13 protein-coding genes are annotated in these 21,386 nt (G+C 31.3%); 5 read left to right on the top strand and 8 right to left on the bottom strand.

What is annotated here, in order from left to right; all coding sequences use genetic code 11:
• Window positions 1–129: 129 nt before the first annotated feature.
• The 5 genes from AC28QF_RS03335 (at window position 130) to AC28QF_RS03315 (ending at window position 9,612) form a co-directional block, all read left to right on the top strand.
• Entirely contained in the window at window positions 130–2,913 is a 2,784-nt protein-coding gene (locus AC28QF_RS03335; RefSeq protein WP_488200777.1) for a carboxypeptidase-like regulatory domain-containing protein, read from the top strand.
• 13 nt (window positions 2,914–2,926) lie between these two features.
• A complete protein-coding gene (locus tag AC28QF_RS03330) occupies window positions 2,927–4,894 on the top strand; it encodes a DUF5689 domain-containing protein (protein WP_488200778.1) in 1,968 nt (655 codons plus the stop codon).
• A 73-nt stretch (window positions 4,895–4,967) separates the two neighbouring features.
• On the top strand, window positions 4,968–5,852 hold the full coding sequence (locus AC28QF_RS03325; protein WP_488200779.1) for a metallophosphoesterase: 885 nt from the start codon (window positions 4,968–4,970) through the stop codon (window positions 5,850–5,852).
• A gap of 234 nt (window positions 5,853–6,086) precedes the next feature.
• Window positions 6,087–7,289 (top strand): porin, encoded by a 1,203-nt coding sequence (locus AC28QF_RS03320; protein WP_488200780.1) that lies wholly within the window; start codon window positions 6,087–6,089, stop codon window positions 7,287–7,289.
• 73 nt (window positions 7,290–7,362) lie between these two features.
• A complete protein-coding gene (locus AC28QF_RS03315; protein ID WP_488200781.1) occupies window positions 7,363–9,612 on the top strand; it encodes an anion permease in 2,250 nt (749 codons plus the stop codon).
• 68 nt (window positions 9,613–9,680) lie between these two features.
• Here the strand turns inward: AC28QF_RS03315 and AC28QF_RS03310 are convergent, their stop codons facing one another.
• From AC28QF_RS03310 to AC28QF_RS03275, 8 genes are all read right to left on the bottom strand, one after another.
• Window positions 9,681–10,547: an acyl-CoA thioesterase gene (locus AC28QF_RS03310; protein WP_488200782.1), complete on the bottom strand. Its 867-nt coding sequence runs from the start codon at window positions 10,545–10,547 to the stop codon at window positions 9,681–9,683.
• Window positions 10,548–10,549: 2 nt separating this feature from the next.
• Window positions 10,550–11,758 carry a GNAT family N-acetyltransferase gene (locus AC28QF_RS03305; protein ID WP_488200783.1) on the bottom strand — a complete coding sequence of 403 codons (1,209 nt, stop codon included), beginning with the start codon at window positions 11,756–11,758 and terminating at the stop codon, window positions 10,550–10,552.
• A 49-nt stretch (window positions 11,759–11,807) separates the two neighbouring features.
• Complete coding sequence (locus tag AC28QF_RS03300; protein ID WP_488200784.1) at window positions 11,808–12,767, bottom strand: hypothetical protein; 960 nt, start codon at window positions 12,765–12,767, stop codon at window positions 11,808–11,810.
• Between the two features lie 106 nt (window positions 12,768–12,873).
• On the bottom strand, window positions 12,874–16,194 hold the full coding sequence (locus AC28QF_RS03295) for a leucine--tRNA ligase (protein ID WP_488200785.1): 3,321 nt from the start codon (window positions 16,192–16,194) through the stop codon (window positions 12,874–12,876).
• A 147-nt stretch (window positions 16,195–16,341) separates the two neighbouring features.
• Window positions 16,342–16,767, bottom strand: coding sequence for a hypothetical protein (locus AC28QF_RS03290; protein ID WP_488200786.1), 426 nt, complete (start codon window positions 16,765–16,767; stop codon window positions 16,342–16,344).
• Window positions 16,768–16,842: 75 nt separating this feature from the next.
• Window positions 16,843–17,385, bottom strand: a complete 543-nt coding sequence (locus AC28QF_RS03285; RefSeq protein WP_488200787.1) for a DUF2911 domain-containing protein — start codon at window positions 17,383–17,385, stop codon at window positions 16,843–16,845.
• A 101-nt stretch (window positions 17,386–17,486) separates the two neighbouring features.
• A complete protein-coding gene (locus tag AC28QF_RS03280; protein WP_488200788.1) occupies window positions 17,487–18,734 on the bottom strand; it encodes a PepSY-associated TM helix domain-containing protein in 1,248 nt (415 codons plus the stop codon).
• Window positions 18,735–18,883: 149 nt separating this feature from the next.
• Window positions 18,884–21,217 (bottom strand): TonB-dependent receptor, encoded by a 2,334-nt coding sequence (locus AC28QF_RS03275; protein ID WP_488200789.1) that lies wholly within the window; start codon window positions 21,215–21,217, stop codon window positions 18,884–18,886.
• Window positions 21,218–21,386: the final 169 nt, after the last annotated feature.

The following is a 21,386-nucleotide window of genomic DNA, read 5'->3' as shown; positions in this document are numbered from 1 at the left end:
GTAAAACAAATTCGACACCTAAAAATATCTAAAGACAAAACTTACCAAATTTTGATTTAAAATAAAAACACTAACTTTATATAAAAAGCTAAAATAAAGGTATTTAACTTATTTTTAAACTAAAATTCTATGAAAAAATTCACAACAACAATGTTGTTGATGCTTTGTAGTTTGTTTGCTATAAATGCTCAAAACAAGGTAAAAGGAACCGTAATTAATAGTAACTCAGAAGAACCCCTAAAAAACGTTTTGGTAAATGTAAAAGGAATTAACACTTATAATTCAACCAATAATACTGGTGCTTTTTTATTAAATAACTTACCCGAAGGCAAACAAATTATAACTGTCTCCTTAAAAGGATTTCTAACTCAAAGCTTTCCTATTACGTTATCTGGATCTACTATCGATTTAGGTACTATATTAATGTATGAAAACGCTACTGAATATCAAGATTTAAGTATTATAACACTTACTGATGATGAGTTAAATGATGAATCTAACAGCGCTGATAATATTTCTGGCTTGCTACAATCATCGAAAGACACCTATTTGCGTGCTGCTGCTTTTGAGTGGAGTTCTTCTTTTTACAGAATTAAAGGTTTGGATTCTGATAACGGAAAAATATTAATTAACGGAATTGAAATGAACAAGCTTTACAACGGTCGCCCACAATGGAGTAATTGGGGTGGCTTAAATGATGCTTTAAGAAATCAGGAGTTTAGTAACGGTTTAGCTCCTTCTAATTTTACCTTCGGTGGCGTTTTAGGATCTACAAATATGAACACGCGTGCTTCGGAATATAGAAAAGGCGCAAGAGTATCTTATGCTTCTTCTAACAGAAGTTACTCTCACCGTTTAATGGCAATGTATGCGACTGGTCTTATAAAAAACGGATGGGCGTTCACAAGTTCTGTAAGTAAAAGGTATGCCGACGAAGGCTTTACAGAAGGGTCTTCTTATGATGCATTCTCGATGTTTTTCTCTATAGAAAAACAACTTAACAAAAAACACAGCTTAAATATTACCGCTATTAAAGCCGAAAACAACAGAGGGAAATCTGCCGCTAACACGCAAGAAGTTTATGATATTAAAGGAATTAAATACAATCCTTATTGGGGTTATCAGAATGGAAAAATCAGAAATTCTCGTATAAAAAGAGTCGACGAGCCCATTATTATGGTAAATCATTATTGGAATATAAGCGACAAAACTACTTTAAATACCGGAATTGCTTATCAGTTTGGTGAAATAGGTAATAGTAGAATTGATTTTAATGGAGGTAGTGATCCTAGCCCAACTTATTATAGAAAATTGCCTAATTTTTTTCTAAACGATTCTTATGGTCCCGATTATGAAAACGCATATAAAGCCTTAACCAATTTTAAAAACGACGGACAATTAAATTGGCTTGATTTACATATAGCCAATGAAAATAGAGGTGACAATGGTTTGTTTGTTTTATATGAAGATCGTAATGACGATAAACAAATAAGTATGAACACTATTTTAAGTTCTCAGCTAACTGAAAACATTACTTTAAGTGGTAATTTAGAGTATAAAAAATTGGTTTCAGAAAATTTTGCTAGTGTAATAGATTTATTGGGCGCTACTGGTTATTTAGATATTAATAAGTTTGGCAATCCGCTTGAAGATGCTTTTCAAAACAATTTATTAAATCCCAATAGCATCGCAAAAAAAGGAGATCGATTTAAATATAACTACAAATTAACATCGAATGTATACGGTGGTTTTGCACAATTATTATTTAAGTACAATAAAATAGATTACCATATTAGTGCTTCTGTAAATAACACCACACACCAAAGAGAAGGTTTTTATAAAAACGGAATTTTCCCTGGTGATGACTCTAATTCTGAAATACCTAATTCTTTTGGGAAATCTAAAAAATTATCATTTTTTGGTTATGGTGTTAAAGGAGGACTAACCTATAAAATTACGGGGCGGCATTTAATCGATTTTAACGCTGGCTATATTAGCAAAGCTCCCTTTATTCGTAATTCTTTTGCCAACTCTAGGTCTAATAACTTAACAGTTGCTGATGTAAGTACTTTACTGAATGAAAAATTGATGTCTTTTGATGCTAGTTATATTTTAAGAACACCCTTTGTAATGGCAAAATTATCAGGGTATTTCACAAAAACACAAGATGCTACAGATATTGCTTTTTATTTTACAGGTGCAGATAATCTTTTTATCCAAGAAATTGTAACAGGAATCGCCAAAAAACACTTTGGTGCAGAACTAGGTATCGAAGCACAAGTATTATCAACATTTAAGTTAAAGGCTGCTGCTAACATCGGGCAATATACGTATGATAATAATCCGAATATATCGTTGGCTTCAGAAATTAGTACAGAATCTAATAATGCTGGTTTTAATGAAAGAGGAATAAAAAATTACGGTACTGCAAATCTTAAAAATTATAAAATAGCTTCAGGACCGCAAACAGCTTATTCTTTTGGTTTTGAGTATCGAGATCCTGATTATTGGTTTGTAAGTGTAACGGGTAATTATTTAGACAATGCTTATGTTGATCCTTCAGCTATAAAAAGAACCACCTCTTTTATTTCTGATGATGGGCAACTTTTTCCAAATTTCGATCCCGATATACTAAGACAATTATTAACACAAGAAAAATTTGATGGTTATTTTACCTTAAATGCTATTGGCGGCAAAACCTGGCGGATTGGTAAAAACAAATACATAGGCTTCTTTGCAAGTGCAAGTAATTTACTTAATGAAGAATATAAAACAGGAGGCTACGAGCAAGGACGAACTGCTAATTACGGATTAGAAAGTGAAGATAACGCAAACGGAACTCCAAATTTCGGTAGTAAATATTGGTACGGTAGAGGTGCCACCTATTTCTTAAATGTGAATTATAGATTCTAAAAAAACATTGAAAATGAAAACAAAAAATATAATTAAATTCGGAACAATACTTTTTATCTTCTTCTCTTTTTCTGCTTGTGTAGAGGATGGCGATTTTACGATTCCTACTTTAGGAGATGAAAAAGAATATGCAACTATAAAACCGTTAACAGAAATTGCTGATTTATACCAAGGCAGCTTAGTTGATTTTGAAGAAGATATTACAACCTTCGGATATGTGGTTTCTAATGATAAAGAAGGTAACTTTTATAAAAATATTATTATTCAGGACTCGCCAGAAAATCCATCTATAGGGCTTGAAGTTTTAATAAATGATTTTAACTTAAATGCAAGATATACTGTAGGTCGAAAAATTTTCATCAAATTAAAAGGCTTGTTTTTAAACAGAAAGAACGGAGCTTATCAAATCGGAACTGAAAACACTTTTCGAAATGGCGTTACGCAAATCGGGCCAAACGATTATGTTTATTTTATTGATAGGGCTGCTGAAATTGCAACTGTTATTCCAACCGAATTAAAAACAACTCAATTAACAGACGTACATATTAATACCTTAATAAAAATTAACAACCTACAATCAGAAACACAAGGATTAACCTATGCGAATTCTTCTAATACAGATACTGTAGATAGAATTTTTACGAGCTGTGATTCTTTCGAAACAATAACATTAACAACAAGTGGTTTTGCTGATTTTAAAGCGTTGCCTATTCCTGATAAAAAAGGTAGCATAACTGCTATTTTAAATAAATTCGAAAACAATTATCAACTATTAATTAGAGGTATAAACGATGTTGATTTAACTGAAGAATATGGCTGTTTTCAAAACCCAACAGAAACATCTTTAGCTGATATTAAAACGTTGTTTACAGGAACTGAAACAACGATTACTCAAAATTCAAAAATAAAAGTAATTATTACTTCTGACCTTTCTAAAAAAAACATTTCTAATCAAAATGCTTTTATTCAAGACAATTCGGCTGGCATATCGTTAAACTTTAGCGATACACATAATTTAAACTTAGGGGATGAAATAGAAATTGCAGTAGGCGGATTAAAACTAAATGAAAACAATGGATTATTACAATTAAACTTAACTACTTCAAACATATTAAGCACTACAAGTGGTACTTTACCTACGCCTGAAATAATTAGTTTTTCTCAAGCATTATCTGGAGAATACGAAAGTAAGTTAGTACAAATTGAAGACGTTCAATTTAAAGATATTACAAAAGTATATGTTGGTGTCAATACATTAACCTCTGATTGCCTTGATGAACTAAGAATACTATCCGTTAAGCCAGAAGCTACATTTGCAAACAATCAAGTAAGTGATCAAAAAGGAACAATTACAGGTGTTATGACACAAGCAAACGGAGTTTATTTATACATTAGAGATATAACTGATGTAAACTTTACTGAAACCTACGCTTGTACTCCTGTTGGTGGAGGTGGTTCTGGTAATGATTTGTTTTTCTCTGAATATGCAGAAGGATCAAGTAATAATAAGTACCTAGAAATATATAACGGTACTGGTGTATCAGTAGATTTATCCACATATAAAATTGAGCTGTATGGTAACGGCTCTGTTACAGCTACTAGAAATTTAGATTTAAGCACATTAACAAATACAACTTTAGCTAATAACGAAGTATTGGTAATATACAATGCTAGTGCAAATGATGTTATTAAAAATGAAGGCGATTTTGCAGCAGGTGTTATTTTTTTTAATGGTGATGATGCTATTGCGCTATTAAAAAATGATGTGGTAATAGATGTAATTGGTAAAATTGGCGAGGACCCTGGTGTTGGCTGGGAAGTTGCAGCCACTACCGAAGCAACTAAAGATCATACTTTAATAAGAAAATCAACCATTATAAAAGGAAGTACTGATTGGACAGTAAGCGCAGGAACAAACACTTCTAATTCGGAATGGGAAGTAAAAGACAAAGATGATTTTTCATCCGTAGGAAATCGATAAATTATTTCTTTATGAAGAGTCGAGTTTTATAAGCTCGGTTTTTTTACGCATATTTATCGCATAAATAGCATATATGTCATCAAACAGCAGAATTACTAGGGCTTTTAATCAAGCTAAAAAACTACCTTTAAATCAAGATTCTAAATATATATTATTTTCTGATTGCCATAGAGGAGATAATAGTTTTGCTGATGATTTTTCTCACAACCGAAAAGTATTTCATCATGCTTTGTCGCAGTATTTACAAAAAGACTTTACCTATATAGAATTAGGTGATGGTGATGAATTATGGGAAAACAAATTTGTAAATATCTTTAAGGCAAACAAAGATATATACTTACTTTTAAAACAATTTCACGACAAAAACAGATTGCATTTAATATGGGGAAATCACGATATGGATTATCGAAATCCGAAAAAAGTAAATGCCAATTTAAATTACTATTATGATGTTACAGATAGTAAAGAAAAAGAATTGATGATAAATATTTCTTTTTCTGAAGCGATAAAATTAGAACAAGAAAACGGAAAGTCAATTTTTCTTTTACATGGCCATCAAGCAGACTGGTTTAATTATACTTTTTGGAAATTAAGTAGGTTTTTAGTAAAAATTCTATGGAGACCGCTACAATTAATCGGTATTGATGACCCAACAAGTCCCGCTCAAAACTTTAAAGAACTTATAAAAGTAGAAAGTCGTCTTGAAAGATGGATAAAAGCAAATAATAATCAAATGATGGTTACAGGTCATACACATCGGCCAAGGTTTCCTTCTGAAAACGAATTACCACACTTTAATGATGGTAGTTGTGTACACCCTCGCTGTATTACAGGTCTTGAAATACAAAATACCGAAATCACTCTTATTAAATGGCATGTTGTTACAAACGAAAACGGCACAATGCAAATTACTCGCACTATCTTAGAAGGACCAAAACCTCTGTCTTTATTTATTTAACTTTATATAACAGTTTATTAAAATGTTCTTAATACTAAAATAAATATCAATGAATACTTTTGATAAATCTTATTATAAGAAGTAAAGCCACTAGATAACTATTAGTTTTTGTCGACTATTTTATTAGGCTAACTGCCTTTGGCCGAGGCAGTTTTTTTATTTAATACCATATTAACAATAAATTAACATTAGTGTTGGTTATTTGCTGCGACAAAAACTAATAAACAACAACTAATGAGTCTTAAAACAGCACTTACAATTGTAAGTATGTCTGTGTTATCGTACACGTATGCACAACAAACAAATGCACCCAAATTCGGAAAAGGATTATTTAATTTAGTCGGACAAGACAGTACTTGGGCTATGAATATTAGCGCAAGAATGCAGTTTTTAGGAACCCATCAATGGGATTCTAATAGCGATGGTCTTTCTAATCCTGCAACTTCATTTTTAGTACGAAGAGCTCGTTTAAAATTTAATGGGTTTGCGTACTCTCCGAAATTAAAATACAAATTAGAACTAGGTTTAACGAATAGGGATATTGGTGGAGCATCAGAATTTACAAACAACGCTCCTAGATATATTTTAGACGCTGTTATAAAATGGAATTTTCACGAAAACTTCGAGTTATGGGTAGGACAAACCAAATTACCAGGAAACAGAGAACGTGTAATTTCTTCTGGTAACCTTCAAATGGTAGACAGATCTTTATTGAATAGCAGATTTAATATCGATAGAGATATGGGGTTACAATTAAGACATCACTTTAAATTATCTGACAACTTTATTATTAAAGAAGCTTTATCAATAGCACAAGGAGAAGGTAGAAACGTAACTACAGGTAACCTTGGAGGGCATCAATATACAGCTCGTTTAGAATTTTTACCTTTTGGTAACTTTATAAGTAAAGGTGATTATAAGGGAAGTGATTTAAAAAAGGAACAAACGCCAAAATTAGCCATTGGTACTAGTTATGATTTTAACAATAATGCTGTTAAAAACAGAAGTAATCAAGGTTCTTACATGAAAAATGATACTGGCTTTTATCAAACAAATATTACCACCCTTTTTGTAGATGCGATGTTTAAGTACAAAGGATTTTCTTTTATGGGTGAATACGCCTATAGAGATGCTAAAGACCCTATGGCAAAAAATTCTGATGGAACTTTAACAGGAGATGTGGTACAAGTTGGTAACGGATTAAACTTACAAACAGGTTATTTACTGGGTAAAAACTGGGAAGTTTCTGGTCGTTTTACCAACATCAACTTAGATAAAAAAATAACAAACAAGTCAAGAGAAAATCAATACACTTTAGGTTTATCAAAATACATTGTGGGTCATAAATTAAAAGTACAAACTGACGTAAGTTACTTAGAATTAGCAGGTGCCACTAATGAATTAATGTATCGCTTACAAGTTGATATTCACTTTTAAAAAAAATAACGTAAACCTAACATGAACACTAGAATAGTGTTTGTAGATTTGCAAAAAAAATAAAAACAAAAAAATGGGAGATCCATATATTTTAATGCTTGTTGCCTTAGCTATTTTAGCTGTTGTAGATTTAGTTGTAGGTGTTAGTAATGACGCTGTTAACTTCTTAAACTCGGCTATTGGCTCTAAAGCAATTAAGGTTAGAAACATTATGATTATTGCGAGTGTAGGTGTGTTCTTTGGAGCCATTACCTCTAGCGGAATGATGGAAGTTGCACGTAAGGGTATTTTTAACCCAAATATGTTTATGTTTCAAGACATAATGTTCATATTTATGGCAGTAATGATTACCGATATTTTATTACTAGATATCTTTAACTCATTAGGTATGCCAACATCTACAACAGTTTCAATTGTATTTGAATTATTAGGAGCTGCGGTTTGTATTTCTTTAATTAAGATCTCTGGGGATGATTCTCAATCTTTTAATGATCTTTGGAATTACATTAACTACGAAACAGCTACTAAAATTATTTTTGGTATTCTTCTCTCTGTAGTAGTCGCATTCTCTGTAGGTGCTATTGTTCAGCTTGTATCTAGATTAATTTATTCTTTTAATTTCGAAAAAAGGGCTACCTATATTAATGCTTTGTTTGGTGGTTTTGCAATTACAGCAATTACTTATTTCATTATTATAAAAGGAATGAAAGGAACTCCTTTTTATAAAGATATAAAACATTTAATTGAAGGAAATACCTTATTAATTATTGCAGGTAGTTTTGTTGCTTGGAGTTTAATTTCTCAAGTATTGATAAGTGCTTTTAAAGTAAATGTTTTAAAATTAATTATTGGTATTGGTACATTCTCTTTAGCAATGGCCTTTTCTGGTAACGACTTAGTAAACTTTGTTGGAGTGCCAATTGCAGCATGGAATTCATACCAAGCATGGGAAGTATCAGGGGTTTCTGCTGATGCTTTTTCTATGGGAATTTTAGCAAAAAAAGTCCCATCTAATGTATGGTTATTATTAATTGCTGGGGCCATTATGGTAATTACATTATGGACATCTAGTAAAGCCCAAAACGTAATTAAAACAGGTATCGATTTATCTAGACAAGGTGAAGGACACGAAAAATTTCAACCAAATCCTTTATCTAGAATTGTAGTAAGAACTGCCATGGTAATTAATGCTGGTATTCGTAAAGTTGTTCCAGTAAAAACATTGACTTTTGTAGATGCTAAATTTCAGAAACCTGTAATTGAGTTGCCAAAAGACAAAACCTATGAAATGCCAGCTTTCGATTTAGTAAGAGCAGCCGTTAACTTAATTGTTGCTGGTATCTTAATCTCTATTGCAACATCTATGAAATTGCCTTTATCAACAACCTATGTAACATTTATGGTTGCAATGGGTACCTCTTTAGCTGATAGAGCTTGGGGACGTGAAAGTGCAGTTTATAGAGTAGCTGGTGTAATTAATGTTATTGGAGGATGGTTTTTAACTGCCATAACTGCATTTTTAGCTTCAGCAACAGTTGCTTATTTAATTAGCTTTAACATGGTTATGATTCCTATTTTATTATTAGTGGTTGCACTTTTAATCGGAAGAAATACATTAATTCATAGAAAAAAATCGAAAGAAGTTAAAAAGCAAATGCATTTCGAAAGAGCCGAATTAATTACCATTAATGGAGTAATTGAAGAAAGTGCAGATCATATTGCAGAAGTTGCAACACGTGTAAATAAATTATACACAAGTGTTGTTAATGATTTAGCAAATCATGATTTAAACAAACTACGTAAAACAGATAAACACGTAGGAAAGTTAAATGATGAAATTGACGGATTAAAAGATGGTGTTTTCTATTTTATTAAATCTTTAGATGATACTTCGGTACAAGCAAGTAGATTTTATATTTTAGTTTTAGGGTACTTACAAGATGTAGCACAATCAATTAGCTATATCTCTAGAGCAAGTTTTAAGCACGTAAATAATAATCATAAGAATTTAAAGAAAGGTCAATTAAAAGACTTAAAGCAAATTGACAACACACTTTCTAAACTGTTAGATGATATTAGTAGTACTTTCGAAAACAGAAGTTTTGATAACTTAACACCTATTATTAACGAAAAGAAAGAGTTATTAAAAGATGTTGCTGCTTCTATCGAGAAACAAGTTGCTCGTATTAGAACCGACGAAACAAGTCCTAAAAACACTACTTTATACTTTAGTATATTAATTGAAACACAAGATTTAGTTTCAGCTCTTATGAGCTTATTAGAAACCTATGAAGAGTTTCATATAAGTAGTAAAACAGTATAAAACTATATATTAAATAAAAATCCCCGAGTGAATTTCACTCGGGGGTTTTTTATTTATCAAAAATTAATTTACTTTTTCATTGGGCGCATTAAACCTTCTTGTGCTACTGAAGCAATTAACTTACCTTCTCTCGTATAAATATTACCACAAGCAAAACCACGAGCTCCAAATGTATTCGGACTTTCTATAGAGAACAACATCCAATCGTTAAAATCAAAATCTCGGTAAAACCACATTGAGTGATCCAAGCTAGCCATTTGAGTGTTACCAAAATTAGCAACACTCGCATTTGGGTTTAAACAAGCTGTTAAAATATTATAATCAGAAATATACGTAAGTATTTGTTGTTTTAACGCTAAAGATAAATCAAGCGGATCTCCTTTTAATCGAAACCAAACATCAACAAACGGTTGTACATCCTTTTTTTCTAAAGGATTTACAATTTCAACAGGTTTAAACTCTATTGGACGCTCTACACTTAAAAAAGCCTTTAATTTTTTTGGTAAAAAATCACCAAACTGAACTAACATATCTGTCCAACTAAACAATTCTTCTGGTTGTTTTATATGCTTTTTAATAGGTATTTGATGCTCGTGCCCTTTCTCTTCTTTATGAAAAGAGCAAGATAGAATAAAAATATTTTTATCATTTTGATGTGCAGTTACACGTCGGGTAGAAAAACTACCTCCATCACGAACAACTTGTACATTATATGTTATTGGTAAATCTAAATCTCCTGCTTCTAAAAAATAAGAATGTAACGAATGTAAAATTCTATTGTTTGATATAGTTCTATAAGCTGCATTTAAAGATTGTGCTAAAACTTGGCCTCCAAATACATTCGGACTTCCAATATCTTTACTAACGCCATTAAAGTTATTATTACCTAAATCTTCTAAGGTTAGTATATTTAATAATTCTTGAGTATTTTTCATTATTACAAATTAGCTTCTACTATTAATTCTTTATTTTTAAATGGATGTTTCTGTTTGAACTCTGATGGTTGAATTCGCTTTAAAAACAAACTTAAAATTCGGTTTGGTATTGTCTTTTTATGTCGTAAATAAATAGTTAAATTTTTTGGAGTGGCACCAACTGAACTTTTTATTTCACTTGCTGTTCTTCCTAAGTTTATTGTTTTTACTTTACTTCTTATCCCCAAAGCTATGTAATCATATAGCATACGCTGGTAAATTGCAAACTCTTTATTGTTTGCATAATCTATACCTACAAAATGAGCATCTAACGATTCTTGATTAAATATTCCTGATAAAAAACCTACCAACTTATCTTCTAACCAATATGCTTTTAAAAAATAATCACTTCCTAAATTATCTTTTAACGACTTATAGGTTTCTAAATTAAAATCACCCAGATTAAAACTCGATTTTGTTGATACTGTTTTATAAAGAACCCTCATTTCTGGCAATAAATCTTTAAGCCTGTCCGCTGTAACATCTTCTACTTTTAACGATGCACTAAGCTTTAACGCTTTTCTTGCCTTTACTCTAAATTTTGTTTTTAAGGCCGCTAAATAATCATCTAAGTTATGCCAATCACTTTCTAAATGCAATACCATGTTAGGATCTACATTAAATGAATTATAGCCTTCTTCGTATAGCTTGTTGGTTGTAAATAGCGATTCGTTTTCAAAATCTTTTAACATAAATGCATCTACATCATTTATCAAATTAGAATTCGATAAATCTACTACAGCTTCAGCTATTCTGGTTAAGATTAACTTCTTGTCCTGATTTTTATGAATAAAAATTCCGTGTTCGCCACTAACAAAAGTGTTTCCACAAGTAAGTACTTTAAACACTTTTTCCGAAGGTATAATTCGTAGTTTTCTTCCCAAGCACTTCACCCATTCTACAATAGATTGCATTTCATTCTTAACACTATCTAAATAAAAATCTACTACTTGAATTGTTGCTAAAGCCACGGCTTTATCAGTTTCATTGAATAAAATGATATAAACGAATTGTATATTCGAATTATTTTGCTGAAGTGCTTCTAAGTACTTCGGATGAAAATACAGGTTATGAGTACAATTTAACTGCTGCCAAATATCATTCGATATTTCACTAACTGTATTAAAGTATTGAACATTTAAAGTATGTTTATTGCAAGATGAAAAAATCAAAGCCCCTTTTATTTTGGGTGTAAATTACTAAAAGTTTATGTAAACGTAATTATACAACTCCGTTATTCCAAACTGGCACTTTTAATAAGTTACTTATTTTCATCATATCACTTAAAATATACATTTTATCTCCATGGTTTAGCAAATTAAATCGATCTCCTTTATTTGTTATCAAATTTAATTCATATGAAAAATAGCCACCTGAAGAGCTCCCCCCCGACGAAAATTTTTCTAATACTTGTAACGCGTATACCTGTTGAAATTGAAGAGTTTCACTACCTATAATAATTTTTCTTTTTCTAGTATGGATAAATACTTTAGGAGAAAACATAAATAGTAAAAACAACCCTATTAATAAAAAAGGCCCACCAGAAGTAAAAAACAATTTTCCTCCTTTCATAAAAGTAAGTGGAATATCATAAACTTGATAGTATTCGTAAAATGAAATTGCTACATAATTTAAACCCATTAAGAAAAAACTCCAAGCAAATACTTTGGTAAACGAGCTAGCGGTTATTTTGTAACCTTGTGCTGTTTTTTTAAACACTTCACTTGCAAAATTACTAGCAGAACTCTCTAGAGCATCCCAAGATATTTTTTGTCCAATTACATCAGTTGTAGGGTCTTCAAAAACAAAATCTACTTGTTTGTTTGTAGATGAAGTTTTCTTTTTATTAGACATATAATTTGTTACCATCATGCCTATTCCCATAAACACTAAAACAATAAGCATTCCACCTGTTTTATAAAATATGAATTTCTCACCGCCATAAACCTTTGTATGAATTGGCACTGTGATTTCTAATTTTTGAAGTAAATGTTTCCCTTTTGAGCTTAGTTTTTCTGATTGCTTTAAAGAATCTAAAGTATGAATATCTTTTTGGAGTGTAATTTGGTGATTATTATATCGCTCATAATTTTTTTCAATTTCTGGTATTACCACAAAAAACGCAACACCAATAGGAATTAATAAAAAAAGCCAGAAGCTTTTAAAAGGTAATTTTTTCATAGAAATTTTTAATTACAAATTTGAGGATTATTTTAGTTTTTAGACAAAAAAACACCCTTATTTATTTACAATAAACAAGGGTGTTAATTATATAATTGATAAAAAACTATCCTACAATATTAATAATTTTTCCTGGTACAATAATTACCTTTTTAGGTTCTTGCCCTTTTAATTGTGCAACTGTACGTTCATCTGCCATTACTATTTTTTCGATTTCTTCTTTACTTAAATCTAAAGATAATTCTAAAGTAAAACGCATTTTTCCGTTAAAAGAAACTGGGTATGTTTTAGAGCTTTCTACTAAATGAGACGCTTCAAACTTAGGGAAATCTATTGTTGCTATTGAACCTTCATGCCCAAGCTGGCTCCATAATTCTTCTGCAATATGCGGCGCATATGGAGAAATTAATGCTAATAAAGGCTCTAAAATTGCACGTTTATTACACTTTAAAGCAGTTAATTCATTTACTGCAATCATAAAGGTAGAAACCGATGTATTGAATGAGAAATTCTCAATATCTTCTTCTACTTTTTTAATTGTTTTATGTAAAACTTTTAACTCCTCTTTCGTTGGTTCAGCATCAGTAACAAGTACTCCTTCTTCGCCAATATATAACTTCCATAATTTCTTTAAGAAAGAATATACTCCCGAAATACCTGATGTTTTCCAAGGTTTTGTTTGCTCTAAAGGACCTAAAAACATTTCGAATAAACGCAATGCATCTGCACCAAACTCTTCACAAATTAAATCTGGATTAACAACATTGTATTTAGATTTAGACATTTTCTCTACCTCTCTATGACACACAAATTGTTTGTCTCTTCCAAAAACAAATTCTGCTGTTTCAAATTCGCCTCTCCAAGCTTTTAACTTATCAATATTTACGTTTACATCTCCTTCAAGTGTGCTTACATCAATATGAATAGGTCTGTAAGATAAAGTCTCCTCATTTTCTTCAGTGAGACCTGCTTCTTTTAGTTTTTTATCTAAACGAGTCCATAATTTATCGTCTGCTTCTATTTCTTGTATTTGATTTTCTCCTTGAAAATAATCAGACGAGATATATAAATTATTCTTTTTTCCGTCAAACAATGCTTCATAAACAAATGCTGATGTTCCTAAAATCATTCCTTGGTTGATTAATTTTTTCGCAAACTCATCAACAGGAACAACACCTTTATCAAATAAGAATTTTTGCCAAAAACGAGCATATAATAAGTGCCCTGTTGCATGCTCAGAACCACCAATATATAAATCTACTTGTTTCCAATAATCAGCAGCTTCTTTGCTTACAAATTCACCGTCGTTAGTAGAATCCATATACCGGTTAAAATACCATGAGCTACCTGCCCAACCTGGCATTGTATTCAGCTCTAACGGGTATACTGTTTTATTTTTTAACTTATCATTCGATACAACTTTCTTTGCGCGAGAATCCCAAGCCCATTCTGTAGCATTTCCTAACGGTGGTTTCCCATCTTCTGTAGGTAAATACTTTTCTACTTCTGGTAAAACTATTGGTAAATGTTCTGCAGCAATCATTTGTGGCATTCCGTCCTTATAATACACTGGAAAAGGTTCTCCCCAATAACGCTGACGGCTAAATACAGCATCACGTAAACGGTAGTTTATTTTACCAAAACCAAAACCTTTTTGCTCCATTTCATAAATCGCTAATTTCATCGCTTTCTTATACGATAAACCATTTAAGAAATCAGAATTTGCAATTTTAGTTCCTTCTTTATCTGTATGTGCCTCTTCAGAAATATCTACATTATCAAAAACATTAGGAATCTCTAATTCGAATTTTTTTGCGAAATCATAATCACGCTGATCTCCACAAGGAACCGCCATAACAGCACCTGTACCGTAGTTTGCTAACACGTAATCTCCAATCCAAATTGGTACTTGTTTTCCCGTAAACGGATGTAAAGCATACGCACCTGTAAAAACACCTGAAATTGTTTTTACATCTGCCATTCGTTCTCTTTCAGAACGCTTTGCTGTTGCTTTAATATAATCGTAAACAGCTTTTTGTTGCCCTTCGCTTGTAATTTTAGCTACTAATTCGTGCTCTGGTGCTAAGGTCATAAATGAGACTCCGTAAATAGTATCTGGTCTCGTAGTAAAAACATCGATTTTATAATCGTTTGCTATTGCTGTTTCTACAACCTCAACAATTGTTTTTTCAATAGGTTTTGCAAACTGAATCGTGTTGTTAATTTTAGATATAGCACCTAAAACATTTTCTAACACTTCTGCATTTGTAAAACGCAATACATGAAATCCTTCGCTGGTAAAATAAGCATCTCTTTTTGCTTCGTCTTCTTTACCAGAAAATTCCACTATTATATTTTTTGCTAAGCATACATAATCTACTAAAAAAGTACCAATGGTATATTTTTTTCTGAATTTTGCAGCTCCTTTTTTATTTTTTAATTCATTCCAAAGTACTTCTTCAGCCTTCGAAAGGTTTAAACGCATTTCTTTTAACGCCTCTAGTTCTTTATAAGATAAACGCACGCCAGCTTCTGGTGCATCTAAAGCATCAACTTTAAAAGTTACCATTGCACCTTGCGAACGACCAATCCAATTTGTTTGGCTATCTTTTAAAGGTTGCGGCCAATCAATTGTTTCTAATCCGTCTAATAAACGTTGTGCATATGCAGAAATTCGCATAGACCATTGGGTCATTTTCTTGCGCTCTACAGGGTGACCACCGCGCTCTGAAACTCCATTTATAATTTCGTCATTCGCTAATACCGTTCCTAATTCAGGGCACCAGTTTACTTCTGTATCCGACAAATACGTTAAACGATATTGTAATAAAATTGCTTCTTGTTCTGTAGTTGAAAATGCTTTCCATTCATCCGCAGAAAAAATAGTAATATCTTCTTCTGAAACAGCATTTACAGTTACGTTTCCTGATTTTTTAAATACCGATATTAATGTTTTAACATCTTCTGCTTTATCTGTATCTTTATTGTACCAAGAGTTAAAAAGCTGAATAAAAATCCACTGTGTCCACTTATAGTATTCAGGACTAGAAGTACGAACCTCGCGAGACCAATCAAAAGAAAAACCGATAGTATCTAACTGTCTTCTATACGTTGTAATATTTTCTTCAGTTGTTTTTGCAGGATGTTGCCCCGTTTGAATTGCATATTGTTCTGCTGGTAAACCAAAAGAATCATACCCTTGCGGATGCAATACGTTAAATCCTTTATGACGCTTGTAACGTGCATAAATATCTGACGCAATATATCCTAAAGGATGCCCAACATGTAAACCTGCTCCTGACGGATAAGGAAACATATCTAAGACATAGTATTTAGGTTTCTCCGATTCATTACTGGCTTTAAATGTTTGGTTTTCTGCCCAAAATTGTTGCCATTTCTTTTCTATCTCTTGATGATTATATTGCATTTTGTATCTTTTTAAGAAGTTGCAAATTTACGGTTATTTTAAATACTATTTTTATTTCTTTTCCTTAACAAAAATGGAACTTTTTAAAAAAAATGCGGGCTTAAAAATCACATGATTTTTAAGCCCGCATATAAAAAATATTTTTGCTTATTTTAAACAATCTTTGTAGTTAGAATCTCTTTTATATAACGTTGTATTTAATTCTCCATCTCTAAAAAATTCTACAATATTTTTATCACATGAAAACGCTACATTATAAGTATATACATTTCCAAAATAAAAATCCATTGTTAACAAACCTTCTTCAGCCATATAATCCGCAGAAGATGCTGTACTTCCTTCCTGCCAAACACCCTCACTTTTGTAGGAGTTAAATCGTTTCCCATTAGAAAACGTATACATTACATTTGGCTCATTATCTCCATTTTCTAAAAGCCATTCACTAGCCTCTAAAGATTCTATTTTTTCTTGAATTGTTAATTCTTTGTCTACATTTTCTGAGGAGTCACTACAACTCATAAATAAACAGATTACCATCAGAATTACAATAAAAATGTTTGAATTACTTTTCATAGAATTTATATTTAAACTGAATTATAAACTTAATGAAGTTAAATAACTTACGCAAAAATATTTTTTTCTAAAAAACTATCCTTTAACTGGTACAGATACAACTACGTCTCCCCAACCTATAAACATTGTAGCGTCATTATCTTTACCATCAAAAGCAATTGAAAAAGCTTCAATAGATATTTCTGATTTAGCTTTTGATGCCATTACGCGAACCACATCTTCTTCTTCGTTATAAAAATAAGAACCCCATACATTTTTAGCAGTGCTTAAAATCACTGTCCATTCTTTATCTCCTGGCATTGTAAATAATGTATAAGTTCCTGCTTTTACATCTTTCCCTCCAAATTTCACATCTTTATAAAACGTAATTTCTGGCGCTTCATTTGCACCTGTTCTCCACACTTTTCCTACAGGAGCTAACTTAGCCACGTTTCTTCCTTTTAATTGTGGACGACTATATGTTATTTTTACTAATTTATCTGATACTCTATAGCTACTTGGGTATGATGCAGCATCCATAGGACTTTTATCTAACCCTTTAAATTCTTGCGCCATTGCTTCTGTAGAGAATAATACAGCGACCATTAACATTGCTAATACTAAAATTCTTTTTTTCATTTTTTACTTAATTTTAAGTTATTTTTAACTTTTTATTAGTCATCAAAACTACAAATCCTTACATAAAATAGTGACTAAAATTATATATACTTTTGATAAATTTAAAAACTATCATAGTCAATATTTCTATTTTTAAATACTTTTTCTGAAATGATTATCAGTACTAAACTTAAGCCAAATATTGGTAATAAAACACCTAATAGAATAAGTATAAAAACAATTAATTTACCAACCTTAAACCTAGAAGAACCTTTCGGTATGCTCCAACTTCTTTTTTGCTTTCTGCACAAATAAGAAATTAAACCAGCAATTGTCATTATTGTTAAACCAACAGCAATTCCAAACATTAACCACCAATTCCATCCACCAAATTGACCTTGATGAAATGCCATTAACCATATTCTTGATTTCATTAAAAATCCAACATCATTCCAAGTATGTTTTTTTATTAATTGACCAGAATATTGATCGAAATGTAACATTTGTTGCGCAGCTAAAGGAAATGTTTTATTAGAAACACTAAAGGTGCTTTTAGGTGATTTTGGTAAACCTAAAGTAATCAGTCCTTTTAATTTTTGTTGGTTTGCAATAGCTACCATTTCTTCAATAGTTAATGCTTTCTCTTTTGGTATTGATGATAAACCTCTTCCGCTCCAAGTTTTTGGATATCCGGTATTAGTTACTTTTTGTACCCATTTAAAATTACTACCAAAAACATCTGTCCAAGGAAGACCACCAGCTAAAACGATTAATAATAAAATAGACATCCAAAAACCTGTTACAGCGTGTAAATCTCTAAATAACGTCCTTTTTCCTTCTTTAAATCGAACGATAAAAACACCTTTTATTCCTTTTGTTAATGGCCACCAAATGTACAATCCGGTTAAAATTAAAACCACCATCCAACTGGCAATGAGTTCTACTATTTTTGTTCCTACTTTTCCTGCTAATAATTCACCATGTAATTTTCTTACCGTATGCATCCAAGTGCTTTTTGGACTGAATTCACCTGAAAACTCACCTGTATATTGATTGATAAAGACGGATTTTTTATGGCTAAACCTACCAGAAACAAACTCGGTACTTTTAGTTGCTTCATTATGTAGGATTAAAGCATTCGGTTTCTTTTTTAACTGTGTAGTAGCAATAGCAAACTGTTTTTTATAAGAAACTGTTTTTTGTTCTCCTTTTTTTATATTTTGAATACTTGCAATTGCATCCTTTTCTACATCTGGACTGAATAAATAAATAGCCCCTGTTATAGATAATAATAATACAAAAGGGAGCGAAATAAGGCCAGCAATAAAATGCCACTTCCAAAGCCACTGATTTAATTTTTTGTTTTTCATTGTTTGGTAACTTAATAATCGTCATTGCGAATGAATAATGAGAGAAGCAATCCGTTTATTATAAAACAGATCGCTTCGTTCCTCGCGATGACATTAATTCTTTTTTGATTTCTGTTAAGACAATTAAATAATTAGCTATCGCTTTGTAATTAAAAATTATATTTTACGCCAAAATGAAAAGCTCTTGGATTACCAATACTATAGGTATTTGCTTTGTTCCAAATACTATACGAAGCTCTTACCGCATATAATTCATCAAAAACATTTAATGATTGTCCCCAAACTTCAAATTTACCTATCGTATAATTTGCTCTGAAATTAAATACATGATGTCCACCGTAGGTAGATGTTCCTAAAATATCTTCATCAGCAGCATTTACACCAACTACAGCTTGTCCTTCAAAACTTGTAGTATAAGAACCTACTTGTTCGTGTTCTAAAGTTAATAATAGGTCTCTTAATGGCTTGTAATTAATACTCGCATTGGCTAAGTAATTTGGTGCAGTTTGCATATCGGTATTTGAATAATCTACAGCATCTTCAAAAAAGTCAATGTATTTGTGAGTAGCATAACTTCCACTATAGGAGACCCAAAGATTTTCCATAAAATTATATCTTACGCCTAATTCAACACCACGAGATTGTGTTTTACCAGCGTTTAATTGTAGGTAATTATCGTTTTCATCTTGAATAGAAATTAAACGATCTTTTCCGTCTAATTGATAAATAGCAACGTCAACTTTTAATTTTGATGGAATGGTAAAATATCCACCAACTTCAAAGTTATTAAACTTAGCAGGTTTTAAATCAAAAACCGTATTTCCTGCAGCATCATTCTCTCCATTTCTGAATAAGGTTGATGTTTGTGGTGGCGTAAATCCTTTAGAATAATTACCATAGAATCCTGCATTTTTAGATAGGTTGTAGTTGAATCCTAATTTTGGTGCAACATTGGTATAGGTAACTTTTGTGTCTGAAACACCAATAAATTCTTCTACCAAGTTATTATAATCGTAACTAAATCCGTCATAACGAATAGCACCAGTTAATTTTAAGTTTTCAATAGGAGAAATTTCAAACTGAGCATAACCAGCGTAGTTAAAAATATCAGCTTGATAATTTAAAATATAATCACCAGAATTTACGGTGTAACTCGTGTTTTTATTTGTTTCAGCATCTGTAACAACAGTTATTGTTTCTGCTACATAATCTTGTGGAGAAAAATCTGCAGTTGCACCAACAATTAAAGAAGCATCAGCAAAGTCTAAATTAATTTTGTGTTGTACTAAACCAACATAGCTTCTAAATGTATTAGAATTAATTTCACCTGTACCATTTCTTTGGCTAATTCTATACGAAGGAATTTGATCCATCACATTATTTCTATAAATAAAATTGAAAGAGGTTTTATTGTTATCATTCCATTTTTTATCTAATGTAGATCTAAAACGTAAAGCTCTTACTACTCTTTCGGTAAATGTTTGATCGCTTTTATATTCGCCAGCTTCATAATTAGTTTGTGATATTGAGCCTGACATGTCCGAACGATAATCTACAAAAGTTACCATATTTGTCCATTTTAAAGTTTCAGAAAAATCATTTACGTTTTTAAAGCTAATCGCAAATTTCTCATAATCTGAGTGTTCAACAGGTCCATTTTTACGTTGCACATAATGTCCGCCAACATAAAAGCCATATTTTTCGTTTGCAGTTATAGACGCTTCTGCTTCAAAACGACTTAAACCCATAGTATTTATTTGAGCGCCTAATGAACCTTCAAATTCTTTACTTGGGTTTTTAGTGATGAAATTAAAACTTCCGCCAATGGCTTCACTTCCGTAAATACTAGAAGCAGGTCCTTTTAAAACTTCAACACGATTGAATGTTGTACTATTCATTTCCAATAACGCATTATGATTAAAAACAGCAACAGGACGAATTGGTAAACCATCTTCTACATACAAAAACAAAGATTTTGTAGATATTGGCGAACGCGTAGCCATAAAATGTTGTTCGTTACTAGCTGCTTTTGATGTACTCATAAATACACCAGGAACCTGATTAACCAATTGTTCTATACCAAAAGCTTTTGTGTTTTCTATTTGATTTGCGGCTAAAACACCAATTGCTCCAGAAACTTCACTTCTTTGTTGTGTTTCTCTACTTGCAGAAACAACAACTTCTTCTAAATTTTCTATAGCTTGTTCTAAAATTATGGTATTTAAATTTAACACAAGTATTACTTCTTTTGTTTGAAAACCTACAGAAGTTACTTTTACAATTGGAGTATTTAGTTTTACAGTAAAACGTCCTTCAAAATCGGTAGCTGTTCCTTTGTTTTTATTAGAAGCTGAAATTATCGATGCTCCAACTATTGGGTTCTTGTTTTTATCAGTAACCTGACCTTTATATGTTGTTTGTGCGAAACTTTTTAACATAGGCGTTAGTAAGCCTATGAATAAAATTATTGCTAATTTTTTCATTTTATGAGTGTGTATTATAAATACTATAATTTATAGTTAACCTATCTTTTATAACTAGATTGTCTAATCAAGTAAAGTTGGAAAAATCAAAAGAAAATTAATTTAGATAAACATGTTTGTTACAAATATTCTCGATACGATTTTATTGCGTTTCACTTTATAAAATCAC

It is taken from the genome of Tenacibaculum sp. M1.3A (assembly GCF_057732375.1).
This window is presented reverse-complemented; position numbering and strand designations above follow the sequence as displayed.

What these genes read in the sequence shown, in the direction of transcription:
- AC28QF_RS03320 (WP_488200780.1), top strand. Translation starts at nt 6,087, where the DNA reads ATGAGTCTTAAAACAGCACTTACAATTGTAAGTATGTCTGTGTTATCG.
- AC28QF_RS03300 (WP_488200784.1), bottom strand. Translation starts at nt 12,767, where the DNA reads ATGAAAAAATTACCTTTTAAAAGCTTCTGGCTTTTTTTATTAATTCCT.
- AC28QF_RS03295 (WP_488200785.1), bottom strand. Translation starts at nt 16,194, where the DNA reads ATGCAATATAATCATCAAGAGATAGAAAAGAAATGGCAACAATTTTGG.
- AC28QF_RS03330 (WP_488200778.1), top strand. Translation starts at nt 2,927, where the DNA reads ATGAAAACAAAAAATATAATTAAATTCGGAACAATACTTTTTATCTTC.
- AC28QF_RS03280 (WP_488200788.1), bottom strand. Translation starts at nt 18,734, where the DNA reads ATGAAAAACAAAAAATTAAATCAGTGGCTTTGGAAGTGGCATTTTATT.
- AC28QF_RS03285 (WP_488200787.1), bottom strand. Translation starts at nt 17,385, where the DNA reads ATGAAAAAAAGAATTTTAGTATTAGCAATGTTAATGGTCGCTGTATTA.
- AC28QF_RS03290 (WP_488200786.1), bottom strand. Translation starts at nt 16,767, where the DNA reads ATGAAAAGTAATTCAAACATTTTTATTGTAATTCTGATGGTAATCTGT.
- AC28QF_RS03335 (WP_488200777.1), top strand. Translation starts at nt 130, where the DNA reads ATGAAAAAATTCACAACAACAATGTTGTTGATGCTTTGTAGTTTGTTT.
- AC28QF_RS03310 (WP_488200782.1), bottom strand. Translation starts at nt 10,547, where the DNA reads ATGAAAAATACTCAAGAATTATTAAATATACTAACCTTAGAAGATTTA.
- AC28QF_RS03275 (WP_488200789.1), bottom strand. Translation starts at nt 21,217, where the DNA reads ATGAAAAAATTAGCAATAATTTTATTCATAGGCTTACTAACGCCTATG.
- AC28QF_RS03325 (WP_488200779.1), top strand. Translation starts at nt 4,968, where the DNA reads ATGTCATCAAACAGCAGAATTACTAGGGCTTTTAATCAAGCTAAAAAA.
- AC28QF_RS03315 (WP_488200781.1), top strand. Translation starts at nt 7,363, where the DNA reads ATGGGAGATCCATATATTTTAATGCTTGTTGCCTTAGCTATTTTAGCT.